Annotated in this window: 16 protein-coding genes; 7 read left to right on the top strand and 9 right to left on the bottom strand. The window is 64.8% G+C overall.

The window, feature by feature from the left end:
- Positions 1-80 precede the first annotated feature (80 nt).
- The 5 genes from U4Y90_RS15475 to U4Y90_RS15455 all read right to left on the bottom strand — a co-directional run bounded on the left by U4Y90_RS15475 (position 81) and on the right by U4Y90_RS15455 (position 4998).
- A complete protein-coding gene (locus U4Y90_RS15475; protein ID WP_321795673.1) occupies positions 81-464 on the bottom strand; it encodes a hypothetical protein in 384 nt (127 codons plus the stop codon).
- A gap of 44 nt (positions 465-508) precedes the next feature.
- Positions 509-1687, bottom strand: coding sequence for a porin (locus tag U4Y90_RS15470; RefSeq protein ID WP_321795671.1), 1179 nt, complete (start codon positions 1685-1687; stop codon positions 509-511).
- A gap of 255 nt (positions 1688-1942) precedes the next feature.
- Positions 1943-2758 carry a poly(3-hydroxyalkanoate) depolymerase gene (phaZ, locus tag U4Y90_RS15465; RefSeq protein WP_321795670.1) on the bottom strand — a complete coding sequence of 272 codons (816 nt, stop codon included), beginning with the start codon at positions 2756-2758 and terminating at the stop codon, positions 1943-1945.
- A gap of 39 nt (positions 2759-2797) precedes the next feature.
- On the bottom strand, positions 2798-4489 hold the full coding sequence (locus U4Y90_RS15460; RefSeq protein ID WP_321795669.1) for an alpha/beta fold hydrolase: 1692 nt from the start codon (positions 4487-4489) through the stop codon (positions 2798-2800).
- A 44-nt stretch (positions 4490-4533) separates the two neighbouring features.
- Positions 4534-4998: a MaoC family dehydratase gene (locus tag U4Y90_RS15455; RefSeq protein ID WP_321795668.1), complete on the bottom strand. Its 465-nt coding sequence runs from the start codon at positions 4996-4998 to the stop codon at positions 4534-4536.
- Positions 4999-5402: 404 nt separating this feature from the next.
- On the opposite strand from U4Y90_RS15455, the gene U4Y90_RS15450 reads away from it, so the two are divergent.
- Positions 5403-6458 (top strand): 3-keto-5-aminohexanoate cleavage protein, encoded by a 1056-nt coding sequence (locus U4Y90_RS15450; protein ID WP_321795667.1) that lies wholly within the window; start codon positions 5403-5405, stop codon positions 6456-6458.
- A gap of 113 nt (positions 6459-6571) precedes the next feature.
- Complete coding sequence (locus tag U4Y90_RS15445) at positions 6572-7903, top strand: MFS transporter (protein ID WP_321795665.1); 1332 nt, start codon at positions 6572-6574, stop codon at positions 7901-7903.
- 30 nt (positions 7904-7933) lie between these two features.
- On the opposite strand, the gene U4Y90_RS15440 is transcribed toward U4Y90_RS15445, so the two are convergent.
- Both U4Y90_RS15440 and U4Y90_RS15435 read right to left on the bottom strand, forming a co-directional pair.
- Complete coding sequence (locus U4Y90_RS15440; protein WP_321795663.1) at positions 7934-8389, bottom strand: cupin domain-containing protein; 456 nt, start codon at positions 8387-8389, stop codon at positions 7934-7936.
- Positions 8390-8396: 7 nt separating this feature from the next.
- On the bottom strand, positions 8397-9257 hold the full coding sequence (locus U4Y90_RS15435) for a class I SAM-dependent methyltransferase (protein WP_321795661.1): 861 nt from the start codon (positions 9255-9257) through the stop codon (positions 8397-8399).
- 104 nt (positions 9258-9361) lie between these two features.
- On the opposite strand from U4Y90_RS15435, the gene U4Y90_RS15430 reads away from it, so the two are divergent.
- The gene (locus tag U4Y90_RS15430) at positions 9362-10285 is read left to right on the top strand and encodes a DMT family transporter (protein ID WP_321795660.1); all 924 of its coding nucleotides are present in this window, start codon (positions 9362-9364) and stop codon (positions 10283-10285) included.
- A gap of 4 nt (positions 10286-10289) precedes the next feature.
- On the opposite strand, the gene U4Y90_RS15425 is transcribed toward U4Y90_RS15430, so the two are convergent.
- Complete coding sequence (locus U4Y90_RS15425) at positions 10290-12032, bottom strand: IlvD/Edd family dehydratase (RefSeq protein WP_321795659.1); 1743 nt, start codon at positions 12030-12032, stop codon at positions 10290-10292.
- A gap of 12 nt (positions 12033-12044) precedes the next feature.
- Entirely contained in the window at positions 12045-12257 is a 213-nt protein-coding gene (locus U4Y90_RS15420; protein ID WP_321795657.1) for a hypothetical protein, read from the bottom strand.
- A 103-nt stretch (positions 12258-12360) separates the two neighbouring features.
- Here U4Y90_RS15420 and U4Y90_RS15415 point away from each other — a divergent pair, with 103 nt between their 5' ends.
- Genes U4Y90_RS15415 through U4Y90_RS15400 form a run of 4 tightly spaced genes read left to right on the top strand, consistent with a single transcriptional unit; the run spans position 12361 to position 16048 of the window.
- Positions 12361-13467 (top strand): sugar ABC transporter substrate-binding protein, encoded by a 1107-nt coding sequence (locus U4Y90_RS15415; RefSeq protein ID WP_321795655.1) that lies wholly within the window; start codon positions 12361-12363, stop codon positions 13465-13467.
- Positions 13467-14477, top strand: coding sequence for an ABC transporter permease (locus U4Y90_RS15410; protein WP_321795654.1), 1011 nt, complete (start codon positions 13467-13469; stop codon positions 14475-14477). The genes U4Y90_RS15415 and U4Y90_RS15410 overlap by 1 nt, the downstream gene beginning before the upstream one ends.
- Positions 14477-15283 carry an ATP-binding cassette domain-containing protein gene (locus tag U4Y90_RS15405; protein WP_321795652.1) on the top strand — a complete coding sequence of 269 codons (807 nt, stop codon included), beginning with the start codon at positions 14477-14479 and terminating at the stop codon, positions 15281-15283. Before U4Y90_RS15410 ends, U4Y90_RS15405 begins: the two co-directional genes overlap by 1 nt.
- A 21-nt stretch (positions 15284-15304) precedes the next feature.
- Positions 15305-16048 carry a FadR/GntR family transcriptional regulator gene (locus U4Y90_RS15400; protein ID WP_321795650.1) on the top strand — a complete coding sequence of 248 codons (744 nt, stop codon included), beginning with the start codon at positions 15305-15307 and terminating at the stop codon, positions 16046-16048.
- The last annotated feature ends 140 nt before the right edge of the window (positions 16049-16188 follow it).

Genomic DNA, 16188 nt, shown 5'->3' with positions numbered 1-16188 from the left:
TTCAAAAGATAGCATGCGGACGGATTCGTGCAGCGCGGCAGCCGGTGGGGCAGGCGCTCGCAGGATTGCGAAGATTCGACCTATTTCGCAGGCGCGGACGCCCCGCACTTCATGCCGGAGCCACCGACATTCTTGAGCGAAACGAGAAGTTTGCTTCCCGTCGTCGCCGTGATGATGTGGCCATAGCTGACCGTCGGGATGAACTTGATGTCCGGCGCCACGGCCACAGGCGGCGTCTGCGCGCCGTCGACGGTCAAATCCAGTTCCACGGTCACCGCGTCGATTGCGACGCCATAGTCTTGCTGACCGGCTGCCTGAGCCTTTTTGAAATCGCACAGGCCTTGCAGAACGTTCTGCAGCGCCGTGGGAATATCGACGGGCTTGCCGGCGGGAATGGGCGGCGTGTTGCACCCGGCGGCGAGAAGCGACAACGCAAGCACAGGCAGCGAGAAGTGGACGCGCATTGAAATCCTCCGGTCATACTGCTGATCCAACGGTATGCGAGACGTCAGAAGCGATGCCTTATTCCGGCCGTGGCCTGAAGCTGAGTCGTCGTGGACGACGGGTCGCTCACGCCGTTAATCCAGGCCACGCCCAACGGTGAAGTGCCGCTCGGGCTGACGCGCTGCCATGCGCCCTGAACATAGACATCGGTGCGCCGCGAGAAACGGTAGTCGGCCATCGCGCTCAACTGGTTCCAGTGGGGAATGCCGCCGCCTCCGTTTCCGCCCGCGCGCGAATAGGTGTACGCGCCCGAGAGCTCGATCGCCGGTGTCAGCGCGTAGCGAATGTTCCCTTCGAAGTTCTGGAAATTCGCGCTCAGGTTCGTCTGAAAGAATCGTGTGAGCTTGCTCTGCGTATAGACGAAGCCCGCGACGGCCGGGCCGAACGAGTAGTTCACGCCCACGCCCAATGTCTTCTGACTGTCGGCGAGCACGCCGACCGGCACGGCGCTCGTCGAGAGCACGCCCTGCAGCGATGAGGCGGTGGTGTCGGTCACCGCGCCGTTCGCGTTCAACTGGCCCGGCGTGCGCGCGGAGCTGTTGAGCTGGAGATAGCCGAAAGCGAAGTTCCATGCTCCTCGCACGTAAGACAGGCCGAAGCTATACGCGCGATTGTTGGTGAAGCCGCCCGCCTGATTGGAAAAGCCGTACAACGCGCCGAACCTGAAGCCGGCGAAATCCGGGCTCATGTACTTCACGGCGTTATTGATCTGGAACGAGTCGTTCAGATTGTCGATGTCGAACGGATGCGCGAAATGCGTGCCCCCGAACTCCGTGCCGGTCAGGGAAAGCGGCGCGACGAAGTCGACCATGCCGTCGGTCTGACGGCCCAGCGTGAGCGCGCCGTAGTCGCGGCTCGATACCCCGACATACGCTTGACGGTTGAAGATCCGGCTACCCGACGAGTACTGTCCGTTGTTCACGTTGAAGCCATTTTCGAGGGTGAACACGGCCTTCAGACCCGCGCCCAGGTCTTCGGCGCCGCGCAGGCCCCATCGGCTGTCCTGCACCGCGCCGCTCGTCATCTGCCAGTTGCTGTGTCCACCCCCCGTGCCGGTGATTTCGTTGCTCGTGTAGGTCACGCCCGCGTCGATCAGCCCATAGAGCGTGACGCTGCTCTGCGCATGGGCTGCGCTCGTCAGCGTGATCATCGTCGTCGCACCGGTAATAAGCATCTTCTTCATTTGCCTGCTCCAGTCAAGACCGAGAGAACCGAATCTCTTGGAACGCCATGAATACAGGACGTCGACGACTGCGGGGCGCGAAGCCATGCAGATCCTCGTCGGGAAAACGCACGATGTTCTCAACACACTCTATGCGACCGCGGCGGAAAACGGCAACCCGGAATATTGACGATCCCGCGCGATCCAGGGCTCACTCAACGGACGCCGGGCCGCGCGCATCCATTGTTTCGCTTCATGAATCACGCTGCCGCGCCGCTACTCGCTCAGCAAGAAACTGCGCACCAGCGGACCGACTTCCCGCGTGCGCGTGATGAGAAACAGATGCCCGTCCTCGATGACGTGCAGCGTCGCGCGACGGATGCGGCCCGCAAGAATTTGCGCGTTGACGAGCGGAATGATGGGATCGTCGTCGCCGTGCATGACGAGCGTCGGCTGGCGCAGCGAACCGAGCCACAGCAGGCTGCTCCATCCCCATGCGGCCAGCAGTTGATACAGGTAGCCGCGTCCGCCGGGCGCGCGGATGTGACGGCCGTGTTCTTCGAGCAGCGCGGGATCGTGCCGATAAGCGCCGCCGTAGATCTCCGCGCCGACTTCCCGCAGATAATCCGGATCCCGGTAGCGGCGCGCTCCGACCAGCTTCGTCAGCACGGAAAGCCGGCCGGGCACCATGATGACGCCCGGCGACGTCGCGGCCAGCACCAGCCTGCGGCAGCGGTACGGATACAGATGCGCGAACTGCTGCGCCAGCGCGCCGCCCCATGAGACGCCGAGGACATCCACCGGTCCCGCATAGCCGAGCTTCGCGAGCAGCTTGTCGGTCATCACCGCGAGCGTGGAAAAGCGATACGGCACGAGCGGCACGGGCGATCCGCCCACGCCGGGAATATCGAAGATGACGACCTCGACGTCGCCGAGCGCATCGGCGAACGGTTGTATCAGTTCGAGATTGGCGCCGATGCCGTTGAAGACGACGAGCGGCGGCGAAGCATCGCTGCCGCGCCAGATGCCGACGCGAAGCAGCTGGCCGTCGAGCGAGACGGTCTGTATTTCCGGTGCGCGCACATTCTTCATCGTTCTTGTCTCATGTGAGTGTCGACGGGCCGCTTCGAATCACGCCTCGACGACGTACGTTCCCGGCGCGTCGGCCAGTCGCTTGTGCCGCCGGCTGCCGAGCGCGCGGGGCGCTGGGCGCAGTTCGCCGGAGCGCCGGGCGAGCCACTCGCGCCAGTCGCTCCACCACGAATCCGCTTCGGGGCGGGCGCCGGCGAGCCATGCGTCGGCGTCGTCGGGCAGTTCATCGTTACGGAAAAACTTCGCCTTCGGATTGCCCGGCGGATTGATCAGGCTCTGGATATGGCCGCTCGAGCTCAGCACATAGCGCGTCTTGCCGCCGAATGCGCGCGCCGTGTTGTAGACGCCTTTCCACGGCGTGATGTGATCGGTCATGCCCGCCAGCACGTAGGTGTCGCACGTGACTTTCGACAGATCGACCGGCGTGCCGAGCACCGTCAGCTTGCCGGGCTCGCTGAACAGGTTGCGCGTGAAGATGTCGAGCAGCTGGCCGTGCAGCTTCGCGGGCAGGCGTGTCGCGTCGTTGTTCCAGTAGAGGATGTCGAACGCCGGCGGCGCCTCGCCCATCAGATAGTTGTTGACCCAGAAGCTCCAGACGAGATCGTTGGGTCGCATCCACGCGAACACGCGGCCCATGTCCTCGCCGGGCAGCACGCCCTTCGCCTTGCTGTTGCGCTTGGCGACCTCGATGGCCTCGGGCGTCGTGAACAGCCCCAACTGCGACTCCGATGTGCTGTCGAGCACCGCCACCATCAGCGTGGCCGCGTTGACCGTCTTGTCGCCGCGGCTCGCCAGATGGCCGAGCAGCGCGGAGATCGTCATCGCGCCGGAGCACGCGCCGTGCAGGTTCACGTCGTCGTGTCCGGTGATGTCGCGCACCGCGTCGATCGCTTCGACGAGCGCGGCGACATACGTGTCCATGTCCCAGTCGCGCTGCGCCTCGGTGGGATTGCGCCAGCTCACGGCGAACACCTGGAACTCGCTCTTCACCAGATACTCGACGATGCTCTTGTTCTTCGACAGATCGAAGATATAGAACTTGTTGATCTGCGGCGGCACGATCAGTTGCGGCCGCGCGTGCACGCTCTGCGTCGCCGGCGTGTACTGGATGAGTTCGAGCACTTCGTTGCGGAACACGACCGCGCCGGGCGTGCTCGCGAGATTCTCGCCGACGCGAAACGCGCGCTTGTCGACCTGCGAGGGCATGCCCTTGTTGCCGATCGCATCGGCGAGCATGTTCCTCATGCCGGCGACGACACTCGCGCCGCGCGACTCGACGAGCTTTCTGAGCGCCGCGGGATTGCCCGCCAGCGTGTTGGTCGGCGCGAGCGCATCCGTAACAAGCGACATCACGAACTGCGCGCGCTGCTTGTTCGCGTCGTCGAGCGCCGAGCGCTCAACGAATCCGGCCAGCGCGTCGCGCCATGCCAGATAGCCTTGCAGCGTCGTGCGATATAGCGCCTGCTCGCGCCACGCCGGATCGGCGAAGCGCTTGTCGCCCTGCCCGGGCGGACCGGCCTCCTTGCCGCTCGCCGCCGCGACCAGATCGCGGACGAGCGTCGCGGTCTGGCTCATCAGCAGCGCGGGATGCAACATCGCCTGAGCGCCGATCTGCCCGGCGGCGGCGAACATGTCGATCGCGCGCAGCCCGACGAACGGATTGGGTCCGAGCATGCCGTCGGTTGCACTGGCCGTGAGGCCGTCGTTTTCGCTGCTCATGTTCACTGCCATTCCAGTCTCCGTACTTTCATTTCTGTCTCCTCCACACCGGGCGGTCACGCCACGAGCATCGCGAGCGTTTGCGCGATCAGCGCCGGCTTCTCCTCGCCTTCGATCTGCAGCTCACAGTCCGTTTTCACCAGAATGCGGCCGCCGGCCTTCCTTTCCGCCGCGCTCAGCACCACGCGGCAGCGCACCCGCGCGCCGGACTTGACCGGCGTCATGAAGCGCACCTTGTCCAGCCCGTAATTCAGCGCGGCGGACGCATCCGCCGGAATGAGGCCGACCTCGATCGCGAGCGTCGCCAGCAGCGAGAGCGTCAGATAGCCGTGCGCGATCGTGCCGCCGAACGGACTCTCGCGTTTGGCGCGCTCTTCGTTTACGTGAATCCACTGCATGTCGCCCGTGCAATGCGCGAATGTCTCGATGCGCGCCTGATCGACGACGATCCAGTCCGACACGCCCAGTTCCTGGCCGACGAACGTTTCGATCGTCGCCATGCTGTATTCGATGGTGCTCATGTTGTTGCCTTGCGTTCCGGCGACGACACGAATGGCTCGCGCGCCGCCGTTTCTACTGAAAGCCCGCGTCCATCGACGCCGGCGCGATTGATGTGGCACGCGTTCGACCGCGTGGCCCGGTTCTCCGCGTGTCCAGGACATCGCCATGGCGCGTGAACTCATGCTGAAAGAATACGGAAAGCACGCGCGCCGAACCCCTCTCGCGGAGAGAGGGGGCGAGCGCGGCGGATCGCCCCTCCCGGCGGCGCGCCGGCCCCTCCCGTCGCGAGAGGGTTGCACGGGACTTCTCTCCACTACGATGGGATCAGTTGACACGCACCCGATCCGTGCGGCGACGCGCCTGACCGATCAGACGTATCGACCCGCCGCACCCTGCCCATCAGACTCAAATTGCTGGAGCCAACATGCAATTCCTAGACGATTCGCTGCACCCCGAGAACCAGGACAAGGTCGTTATCACCGTCGCGCCGTACGGCCCCGAATGGATGCCGGAAGATTTCCCGGAAGACATTCCGGTGACGATGGAACAACAGGTCCAGAAGGCCGTCGACTGCTACAACGCCGGCGCGACGGTCCTTCACCTGCACGTGCGCGAGCTGGACGGCAAGGGCAGCAAGCGCCTGTCGAAGTTCAACGAACTGATCGCCGGCGTGCGCGCCGCCGTGCCCGACATGATCATCCAGGTCGGCGGCTCGATCTCGTTCGCGCCGGAAGACGACGGTCAGGCGGCCAAGTGGCTCTCCGACGACACCCGCCACATGCTCGCCGAACTCGATCCGAAGCCCGATCAGGTCACCGTCGCGATCAACACGACGCAGATGAACATCATGGAGCTGCTGTATCCGGAGTATCTGGCCGGCACGTCGCTCTCCAACCCCGCGTTCATGGCCGCCTACAGCGAAATGACCGTGCCCGCCGGTCCCGCGTGGGTCGAAGAGCATCTGCGCCGCCTGCAGGCGTCGGGCATCCAGCCGCACTTCCAGCTGACCGGCATCCATGCGCTGGAAACGCTCGAACGCCTCGTGCGCAAGGGCGTGTACAAGGGACCGCTGAACCTGACGTGGATCGGCATCGGCGGTGGCTTCGACGGTCCGAATCCGTTCAACTTCTTCAACTTCGTTCACCGCGCGCCGGACGGCTGCACGCTCACCGCGGAGTCGTTGCTGAAGAACGTGCTGCCGTTCAACATGATGGCGATGTCGATGGGTCTGCATCCGCGCTGCGGCATCGAAGACACGATCATCGATCAGCACGGCAACCGCTTCACCTCGGTGCAGCAGATCGAGCAGTGCGTGCGCGTGGCGCGCGAGCTGGGACGCGAGATCGCGAGCGGCAAGGAAGCGCGCGAAATCTATCGCATCGGCGTGCAGTACGAAACCGTCGACGAAACGCTGGCCGCCAACGGCATGTCGCCGAATCGCGCGACGGGCGTGAAGAACCTGCCGCTGCGCGCGGCCTGACCGACCGATGCCGCGGCTCGCCCCGCGGCATCGACATAGATCGAAAGAAAAAGCGGCGCCCTGCGTTTGCAGGCAGAACAAGCCGCCCACCGAATTCATGAAGGAGACAATTCATGCTCTTGCAGCACGCCGAGCCCGCGACCGATGCGGGCGCCCAAACACGCGGCGACGTGCGCCCCTATGCCTGGGTGGTGTTCGCGCTGACAGTCGGATTGCTGCTATCCGACTACATGTCGCGGCAGGTACTGAATGCCGTATTCCCGATGCTCAAATCGACATGGGCGCTGTCCGACACGCAACTGGGCTCGCTCAGCAGCGTGGTCGCGCTGATGGTCGGCATTCTGACGTTCCCGCTGTCGGTGCTCGCCGATCGCTGGGGCCGCGTGAAAAGCATCATCCTGATGGCCGCGATGTGGAGTGTCGCGACGCTCGGCTGCGCGGTGTCGACCAACTACGGCGAGATGCTGCTGGCGCGCGCGTTCGTCGGCATCGGCGAAGCGGCTTACGGCAGCGTCGGCATCGCGGTCGTGCTCAGCATTTTCCCGGTCCGGCTGCGCGCGACGCTGACCGCCGCTTTCATGGCGGGCGGCGCGTTCGGGTCGGTCATGGGCATGGCGATCGGCGGAGCGGTCGCGGCGCACCTCGGCTGGCGCTCGGCGTTCGGCGCGATGGCCGTGCTCGGGCTCGTGCTGGTCGTCGTCTACCGGATTCTGGTCACTGAAAAGCGGCTCGCGCCGCTCCAGCCCGCCCTCGTCCAGGACGCGAAGACGTCGGGCCTCGGCATGCGCATGACGTTCCGCGCGTTGATGAAGGGCCTCTTCTCGACCCGATCGATCGTGTGCGCGTACGTGGGCAGCGGCTTTCATCTGCTCGTGCCGGCCGCGCTGTGGGCGTGGATGCCGAGCTTTCTGAACCGCTACTACGGCATGGCGCCGGGCAAGGCCGCCCTGTTCGCAGCGGCGTTCGTGATGGTGACGGGCCTCGGCATGGTCGTGTGCGGCAGCCTGACCGACCGCATCAGCAAACATGCGCGGGAAAAGAAGTGGCTCACGGCCATCGCGTTCTGCCTCGCGTGCTTCGTGTTTCTCGCGCTCGCCTTCCGGATGCCCGCGGGCCCCGTGCAACTGCTGCTGATCGCGGCCGGCATGTTCTTCAGCGCGGGCGCAACCGGCCCTTCCGGCGCCATGGTCGCGAACCTCACGCCGCCCTCGATTCACGCGTCCGCATTCGCCACGCTGACGCTCGCCAACAACCTGCTCGGGCTCGCGCCCGCTGCGATCCTCACCGGCATCGTCGCCGACAGGATCGGGCTCCTGGGCGCGCTGCAACTCGTGCCCTTCGCGCCCCTGCTCGCGGCGATCGTGTTCGCCATCGGCAAGCGGCATTACACGGGCGATCTGGATCGCGTGGCCGCGCTGCGCGACGAGGCCGCGCGCTGCCGGTAGCACGACCCTGTGACGCGCCGGCGCCGATCGTCATGCGATCGGCGTTCCGTCCTTGTGGACGAAGCGGCCATCGGCGTTGGCGCTCATCATGTCGACATCGGAGCAGGTCGTGAGATCGTCGTACACGCGGCTGCCGACTTCGAGAAACACCGCCGTCCTCCGCGACCGGTTGATCATGTGATGACCGTTGCCGCTGCCCTTTCGGAACGCCGCGCAATCGCCCGCGCGCAAGATCGTTTCGCCCTCGTCCTCGATCAGCACCAGTTCGCCTTCGAGCACATGGACGAATTCGTCTTCATGCGAATGCCAGTGACGCTGACTCGACCAGCCGCCCGGCGGCAGGCGCATCAGATTCACGCCGAAATCGCTGAGACCGGCTGCATCGCCAAGACGTTGACGAATGCGATCGGCGCACGGCGCATCGAACGGCGGCGGATATCCCGAGCCCTGTATTTCAGGCACGGCGGCAAGATCGATCTTCGGCATGGCAGGCTCACATAGTCGCGACGAGCAGCGCTTCGGCGTTGCGCGGCGGTCGAAGTCCATCGGTTCTGTTCGCGAAGTAGCGTTGCGTCAGATCCTGCGCCGAAACATGGCGCGCATCGCGGAAGCCCGCATCGTGCGCCAGCGACTGAATCTGCGCCGGCGTGAAGAAGCTGATGAACGGCGTGCCGCTCGCGCGCGCGCCCTTCTCGGCCATCTCCAGGCCCGGACGCGCATCGGGGTCCGCGAATTCTATCGGCAACAAGAAAGTCATCGCGAAGACCGACCCTGACGCGAAGCCCGCGACTTCGCGCAACGTGGCCGCGTTCGCTTCCATCGTCAGATACATGCTGACGCCGGTCGACACGACGATCGCGGGCTTGCGTTCATCGAAACCGTTGCTGGCGAGCTTCGCGCGCCACGACTCTCCCGCTTCGAAATCGACGGGCACGAAACGCAGCCCGTCCGGCACGCCGTAGCCGAGTTCGATCAGACGCCGGCGCTTCCACGACTGCGGCCCCGGCGGATCGACTTCGAAGATATTCAGCCGCGACGCGATCTCCGGCCTGCGCTGCGCGAAAGTGTCGAGACCCGCGCCGAGGATCACATATTGCGTCACGCCGCGCGCGGCCTCTTCCACGACGAGATCTTCGATGAAGCGCGCACGCGCGACGATCGATGCGCGAAAGGGCCGCGTGAATTGCGGATTCATGTCGCCCCGTTCGCGCCAGTTCGCATCGGGCGAGAGCAACTCAAGTCCCATGGTGTCTTCGAGCACATGCGGCGGCGCATCGGCCTGAACGTGCAGTGCGCGCCACAGCGCGACGCGCGCGGCCGTGCTGTCCGGAGCCGCGTTCGTGTTGTCGTTCATGATTCGGCGTTCAAAAGTCACGACTGTCTCACATTTCGTCCGCATCGACGCGACCACTACAATCGGGTACTTCCGCTGCACATGCAGACAACGAGGACGCGAACATGGCGCGAGCGCCGCACATCGACCGGCAAGAAGACGGCAGCACGCAAACCGGACGCCGCTGGCTCACGACCGGCGGTCCCATCCTTTTCCTGTTGCTCTGGTCCGCGGGTTTTCCGATCGCGAAGACCGGCCTGCATTACGCGTCGCCGCTGACGTTTCTGTCGATACGCTTCGCGCTGAGCGTCGGCGTGCTGCTCGCGGTGTGCGCGCTCAAGCGCCCGCAATGGCCGCGCAGCGCGCGTGCGTGGCTGCATCTGGGCGTCGTCGGCTTTCTCGTGCAGGTGATGTACTTCGGGCTCAGCTATCTGTCGATGACGGCGGGCATCGCGACATCCGTGCTCGCCTTGATCGTGTCGCTACAGCCGATTCTCGTCGGCGTGCTCGCGCCGAAGTTCGTCGGCGAGCGCATCGGCATGCGGCGCTGGGTCGGCTTGCTGCTCGGCCTCGCGGGCGCGGCGGGCGTGATCGTCGCGCGCGGGCCGCTGCATGCGCAATCGATCGGGCCCGTGCTGCTGGCGATCGGCGCGCTCATCGGCATCACCGGGGCGATGCTCTATGAAAAGCGCCTCGGCACCGCGCAGGACCCGGTGACATCGAATCTCGTGCAATACGGCGTCGGCTTCGTGTTCTGCGCGCCGATGGCCTTCTTCTTCGAGCACGCGCCCGTGCAATGGACGCCGACGTTCATCGCGACGCTCGCCTATCTCGTGGTCGGCAATTCGCTGATCGCGATCACGCTGCTGCTCGCGATGACGCGCGCCGGCAAGGTATCGCAAGTGGCTTCGCTGTTCTTCTTCGTGCCGCCGGCGGCTGCCGTGCTGTCGTACTTCTTTCTCGGCGAAGTGCTGCCGGCAGCCGCATGGTGGGCGATGGCCGTCGCGGTGCTCGGCGTCGCGATCGCTACGTGGAACCCGCGCAAATGACGCCTCAGTGCGAGTGCTTCGGCACGTCCGCGCCACGGCATCCGACGAGAAAGTCGAAGTCGCAGCCTTCATCGGCTTGCAGCACGTGCTCCACGTAGAGCTTTCGATAGCCCGTGCGGTCCTCGGGAATCTCGCGCTTCGACGCCGCCCATGCATCGAGGCGCGTGCGGATTTCGTCGTCGCCTATGTCGATGCGCAGCACGCCTTTATCGCAGTCGAGCTCGATCCAGTCGCCATCGCGCACGATCGCGAGCGGCCCGCCCGCGCGCGCTTCGGGCGCGACGTGCAGCACGACGGTGCCGTATGCGGTGCCGCTCATGCGCGCGTCCGACACGCGCACCATGTCCGTCACGCCCTGAGCGAGCAGCTTCGGCGGCAGACCCATGTTGCCGACTTCCGCCATGCCCGGATAACCCTTCGGCCCGCAATTCTTCATCACGAGCACGGAGTCCGCCGTGACGTCGAGATCGGGATCGGCGATACGCCGCTTGTAGTCGTCGAAATCCTCGAACACGACGGCGCGGCCGCGATGCTTCAGGAGCGCTGGCGTCGCAGCCGACGGCTTGAGCACCGCGCCATTGGGCGCGAGATTGCCGCGCAGCACGCACAATCCGCCATCCGCGACGAGCGGCTTGTCGATCGGGCGAATCACTTCGTCGTTATAGAGCGGCGCCTCCTTCACGTTCTCCCATAGCGTGCGGCCGTTGGCCGTGAGCGCATCCGGATGCGGAATCAGGTTCGCTTCGCCGAGCCGCCGCAGCACCGCGGGCAGGCCGCCCGCGTAGTAGAACTCTTCCATCAGGAAACGCCCCGAAGGCTGCAGGTCGACGAGCGTCGGGGTGCCGCGTCCGATGCGCGTCCAGTCGTCGAGTTCGAGCTTCACGCCGATGCGCCCCGCGATCGCCTTCAGGTGAATCGCCGCGTTCGTCGATCCGCCGATCGCGGCGTTCGCACGAATCGCATTCTCGAACGCCTCGCGCGTGAGCAGCTTCGAGAGACGCAGATCTTCCAGCGCCATGTCGACGATACGCATGCCCGACAGATGCGCGAGCACATAACGGCGCGAGTCGACCGCCGGAATCGCCGCGTTGTGCGGCAGCGTGACGCCGAGCGATTCGGCCATGCACGCCATCGTCGATGCGGTGCCCATCGTGTTGCACGTGCCCGTCGAGCGCGACATGCCCGCTTCCGCCGACATGAACTCGTGAATCGAGATCTTGCCCGCCTTCACCTGCTCGGAGAGTTGCCACACGACCGTTCCGGAGCCGATGTCGCGACCTTCATGCTTGCCGTTCAACATCGGGCCGCCGGAGACGACGATCGCGGGCACATCGCAACTCGCCGCGCCCATCAGCAACGCGGGCGTCGTCTTGTCGCAGCCGACGAGCAACACGACCGCATCGACGGGATTGCCGCGTATCGCCTCTTCGACGTCCATGCTCGCGAGATTGCGCGTGAACATCGCGGTGGGCCGCAGATTCGATTCGCCGTTGGAAAACACCGGAAACTCGACGGGAAATCCGCCCGCTTCGAACACGCCGCGCTTCACGTGCTCGGCGAGCTTGCGAAAGTGCGAATTGCACGGCGTTAGTTCGGACCACGTATTACATATGCCGATGATCGGCTTGCCCGCGAACTCGTGATCCGGTATGCCCTGGTTTTTCATCCAGCTCCGGTACATGAAGCCGTTCTTGTCGGCGGTGCCGAACCACGCTGCCGAGCGGAGCTTGGCTTTTGGGGCGCTCATGGCTTTGCTCACTCAGTGAGAAAGACCTATAAATAGCATGACTATATGGATGGCACGCACCGGGAAAACGCTAATCGAAACGTCAAAACACTCTGCATATAGTTTGTCTATTGAAGTCAGCGCGCGGGCTTCCCCAATCCCAATTACTAGTTCAAAACGCCGCGCTGCCGAATCGCCCTCTCGCACACCGTTCGCATTGTCATCCGCAACGCGTTCTTCTTTCATCGATGAAAGCCGCCTGCGCGTGACATGCGTTGAAACCCAGTATCTGAACGTGATCGACGATGAGTCGACCCATCGACCAACGAAGAAGAGACCGGAGGAAGATATGGCGCAGAATCGGGATGACGACGCGAAAGACGGCAGCCTCATCAGTGCGGGCCGGCGCGGCATCATGCAAGGGGCGGGACTCGGCGCGGCGCTGTCGCTCCTCGGCGGCGTGGCCGGCGGCGGCGGCCTGATTTCGACCGCGCAGGCGGCCGAAGCGGCGTTTCCGCAGCACAAGAAATGGAAGATCGTGTTCGTGAATCATGTGACGACGAACCCGTTCTTCGTGCCGACGCAATACGGCATTCAGGATGCGTGCGCGATGTTCGGCATGGACTATCAATGGACCGGTTCGGCCACCTCCGATGCGGGCGAAATGGTGCGCGCGGTGAATTCCGCGATCGCCGCGAAAGCCGATGCGATCGCCGTGCCGATCGTCGATCCGAACGCGTTCGACAAGCCCATTCAGGCCGCGCTCGACGCCGGCATTCCCGTATTCGCTTACAACGCCGACGCGCCGCGCGGCAAGTCGAATCCGCGGCTCGCGTATATCGGGCAGGACCTGTATCTGTCGGGCTATCAGATGGGCGAGCGCATCGCGAGTCTCATCGACAGCGGCATGGTCGCGCTCTTCATCGCGACGCCGGGACAGTTGAACATCCAGCCGCGTCTCGACGGCGCAAGCGATGCGATCAAGAAGTCCGGCAAGAAGATCGATATTCAGACCGTCGCGACGGGCGCGACCGTCAACGAAGAGCTGTCGAAGATCAAGTCGTTCTATCTCGGCCACCAGGACCTCAAAGGCATGTTCGCCGTCGATGCGGGCAGCACGCAGGGCGTCGCGCAAGTGATGAAGGAATCGAACCTGCCGTCGAAGGGCGTGCACGGCGGCGGCTTCGATCTGTTGCCGCAGACCATCCAGCTCATCCACGAAGGCTTCCTCGACTTCACGATCGACCAGCAGCCGTATGTGCAGGGCTTCTACACGGTGATGGAGGCGTTCGTGTTCCTGGCCTCGGGCGGGCTCGTCGGGCCGGCGAACATCAACACCGGTCTCAAGTTCGTGACGAAGGATACGGTCGAGCCGTATCTCAACACGTCGACGCGTTATGAAGGCAAGACCACCAAGCCGCAAATCGTGCCGATGAAAGGCGCGATCAAGTCCTGATGAACACGGTGAACGAACCTCGTAAAGCAACGACGCCCGCGCGGATGACGAGTCCGCGCGGCGCGTGGGCGTCGCACTGGGCGCCCGAGTTGCGCATCCTGCTCGTGGCCGTGCTGCTCGCGGCCTACTTCCAGTTCGTCAATCACGACTTCCTGTTCAGCAACGCGAGCCTCGTCAACCTCTCGCAGTATGTCGCGCCGGTCGCGATCATCGCGTTCGGCGAGATCATGCTGATGATCGGCGGCGACATCGATCTGTCGGCGGGCATGGTGTTCGCGTTCGCGCCGTTCATGATGGTGTTCGCGAACGATGCGGGTGCGCCGATGTGGCTCGCGGTGATCGCGGGGCTCGTCGCGGCGGCGATCATCGGCTTCGTGAACGGGGCGGTGACGGTCTTTCTGCGCCTGCCTTCGTTCGTGACGACGCTCGGCACGCTCTTCCTGATCAACGGCATCACGCTGACGGTCTCGCGCGGCACGCCCGCCGCGACGCCGGGTTCGCCCGGGTTCGCCGCCGTGATGGGCGCGTGGGGCTACAGCGAGATCATCTGGACCGTGGCGATCGCGTTCGTCATGCACGTGCTGTTGCGGCATACGCGCTGGGGCCTGCATACGCAGGCGGCGGGCGCGAACGCGCTCGGCGCGAGCGAGGCGGGCATCCACGTGAACCGGCTGCGGCTCGGCAATTTCGTGCTCGCCGCGGTGCTCGCGGGCTTCACGGGCATCCTCGAAAGCTTCCGCATCACGTCGATCGATCCGCAAGCGGGCGGCAACCAGATCATGTTTCTCGCCGTCGCCGCCGCGGTGATCGGCGGCACGCCGTTGACGGGCGGCTCGGGCACGATCGTCGGCGGTCTGCTCGGCGCGGCGGTGCTCGGCATTTTGAGCGACGGCTTCACGCTGATCGGCATCAACGCGTTCACCTTCAACATCATTCTCGGGGCCGCGATTCTCGCCGCGATGATCTTCAATATCCACGTCGGGCGCATTCGCCGCAAGGGAGCACGGTGATGGCAGATCCGCAAACGGCTCCCGCCGAACACGCCGATCTGGCGCTGCGCGGCGACAAGCTGGTCAAGCGCTTCGGCGCGGTCACCGCGCTCGACGGCGTTTCGCTCACGCTCGGCCGTGGCGAGATTCTCGGCATTCTCGGCGACAACGGCGCGGGCAAGTCGACACTGGTCAAGATCCTCACGGGCTTTCATCAGCAGACGAGCGGCACGCTCTCGGTGCACGGCGAAGAGACGCTGCTCAAGTCCGTCGATCATGCGCGCGCGCTCGGCATCGAATGCGTGTATCAGGATCTCGCGCTCGCGAACTCGCTGTCGATCTATCACAACATGTTCCTCAACCGGGAGATCGTGCGGCGCGGTCCCGCCGGCGTGTTGCGTCTGGTCGACCACCGGCAGATGCGCGAGCGCGCCGCGCAATGTCTCGAGGATATCGGCGTGCATGTGCCTTCGGTCGATCTGCCGGTGGAACGCCTGTCCGGCGGACAGCGTCAGGCCATCGCGGTCGCGCGCGCCGTGCATTCGAACGCGAGAATCCTGCTGCTGGACGAACCCCTCGCCGCGATGGGCGCGCGCGAGGCCGCGCTCATCATTGACCTCGTCATGCGTCTGAAGGAGAAAGGCGGGCTCTCGATCATCATGATCATGCACAACTATGCGCAGACGCTCGACATCGCGGATCGCATCATGTTGATGCAGCGTGGCCGCGTGACCTACGAGCAGAAGAGCGCGAACACATCGGTCGCGGAGTTGATGGATATCGTGCGGCGGGAATATCGGGCGATGCGCGCGACGAGCGCTCAGTAGCGGTCGTTCGAGCCGCTCATCATGGACTACCGCAATCCCAGGCAACGCAAGAGCATGCACGGACGCATCGTGCAGGAGCTCGGCATGCGGATCGTGAGCGGCGTGATTGCGCCGGGCGAACGTCTGCCCGCCGAGCCTACGCTGTGCGAAAGCTATGGCGTGAGCCGGCCGGTGCTGCGCGAGGCGACGCGCGTGCTCGTCGCGAAGGGGCTCGTCGTGTCGAAGCCGCGCGTGGGCAGCGTCGTGCGCGCGCGCGAGGAATGGCACATGCTGGACCCCGATGTGCTCGTGTGGACGATCAGTCATCTGCCCGAAGGCGAGTTCTTCCGCTCGCTGATGACCGTGCGCCAGATCATCGAGCCGGCCGCCGCCGCGCTCGCGGCCATCGCCGCCACGGATGAGGACATCGCGCGCATCGGCGCCGCGTATGAGCGCATGGAAGGCGCGAAAACGGCCGCCGATCTGCTCGATCCCGATCTCGCGTTTCATCGCGCGATCATGACGGCGACGCACAACGACATGCTCGCGTATATCGGCAACATGCTGTCGCTCGCGCTCACCGAATCGATCAAGCTCACGAGCCGTCATCCAAATACGCACGCGCTGTCGCTGCCGCGTCACAAAGCCATCTTCACCGCGATCTCGAATCGCGATGCGCTCGCGGCGCGTCAGGCGAGCGTCGTGCAGCTCGACAATGCGCGCGCCGACGCCACGTCGATCCTCGGCGGTGCGGCGCTCGAACCGGAGCGGCCGCTCTCGGGGTAAAAGTTCCCGTTCTCGCGCGCTCGCAACGTTTGCTTCCGGCAAATTTCGTTCAAGTCTCGTCCGTTCTCGCCGTAAACCCTATTGAGACCGGCTTCGACGCGGTCTCCTCTTCGCTCCCTGCTTTCGGCAGCGCCCTCCTT

It is taken from the genome of Caballeronia sp. J97 (assembly GCF_905220305.1).
Classification (GTDB): Bacteria; Pseudomonadota; Gammaproteobacteria; order Burkholderiales; family Burkholderiaceae; genus Caballeronia.
The sequence above is the reverse complement of the archived record's forward strand: the minus strand, read 5'-3'. Positions and strand labels throughout refer to the sequence as shown.

What these genes read in the sequence shown, in the direction of transcription:
- U4Y90_RS15475 (WP_321795673.1), bottom strand. Translation starts at nt 464, where the DNA reads ATGCGCGTCCACTTCTCGCTGCCTGTGCTTGCGTTGTCGCTTCTCGCC.
- U4Y90_RS15470 (WP_321795671.1), bottom strand. Translation starts at nt 1,687, where the DNA reads ATGAAGAAGATGCTTATTACCGGTGCGACGACGATGATCACGCTGACG.
- phaZ (WP_321795670.1), bottom strand. Translation starts at nt 2,758, where the DNA reads ATGAAGAATGTGCGCGCACCGGAAATACAGACCGTCTCGCTCGACGGC.
- U4Y90_RS15460 (WP_321795669.1), bottom strand. Translation starts at nt 4,489, where the DNA reads ATGGCAGTGAACATGAGCAGCGAAAACGACGGCCTCACGGCCAGTGCA.
- U4Y90_RS15455 (WP_321795668.1), bottom strand. Translation starts at nt 4,998, where the DNA reads ATGAGCACCATCGAATACAGCATGGCGACGATCGAAACGTTCGTCGGC.
- U4Y90_RS15450 (WP_321795667.1), top strand. Translation starts at nt 5,403, where the DNA reads ATGCAATTCCTAGACGATTCGCTGCACCCCGAGAACCAGGACAAGGTC.
- U4Y90_RS15445 (WP_321795665.1), top strand. Translation starts at nt 6,572, where the DNA reads ATGCTCTTGCAGCACGCCGAGCCCGCGACCGATGCGGGCGCCCAAACA.
- U4Y90_RS15440 (WP_321795663.1), bottom strand. Translation starts at nt 8,389, where the DNA reads ATGCCGAAGATCGATCTTGCCGCCGTGCCTGAAATACAGGGCTCGGGA.
- U4Y90_RS15435 (WP_321795661.1), bottom strand. Translation starts at nt 9,257, where the DNA reads ATGAACGACAACACGAACGCGGCTCCGGACAGCACGGCCGCGCGCGTC.
- U4Y90_RS15430 (WP_321795660.1), top strand. Translation starts at nt 9,362, where the DNA reads ATGGCGCGAGCGCCGCACATCGACCGGCAAGAAGACGGCAGCACGCAA.
- U4Y90_RS15425 (WP_321795659.1), bottom strand. Translation starts at nt 12,032, where the DNA reads ATGAGCGCCCCAAAAGCCAAGCTCCGCTCGGCAGCGTGGTTCGGCACC.
- U4Y90_RS15420 (WP_321795657.1), bottom strand. Translation starts at nt 12,257, where the DNA reads ATGAAAGAAGAACGCGTTGCGGATGACAATGCGAACGGTGTGCGAGAG.
- U4Y90_RS15415 (WP_321795655.1), top strand. Translation starts at nt 12,361, where the DNA reads ATGGCGCAGAATCGGGATGACGACGCGAAAGACGGCAGCCTCATCAGT.
- U4Y90_RS15410 (WP_321795654.1), top strand. Translation starts at nt 13,467, where the DNA reads ATGAACACGGTGAACGAACCTCGTAAAGCAACGACGCCCGCGCGGATG.
- U4Y90_RS15405 (WP_321795652.1), top strand. Translation starts at nt 14,477, where the DNA reads ATGGCAGATCCGCAAACGGCTCCCGCCGAACACGCCGATCTGGCGCTG.
- U4Y90_RS15400 (WP_321795650.1), top strand. Translation starts at nt 15,305, where the DNA reads ATGGACTACCGCAATCCCAGGCAACGCAAGAGCATGCACGGACGCATC.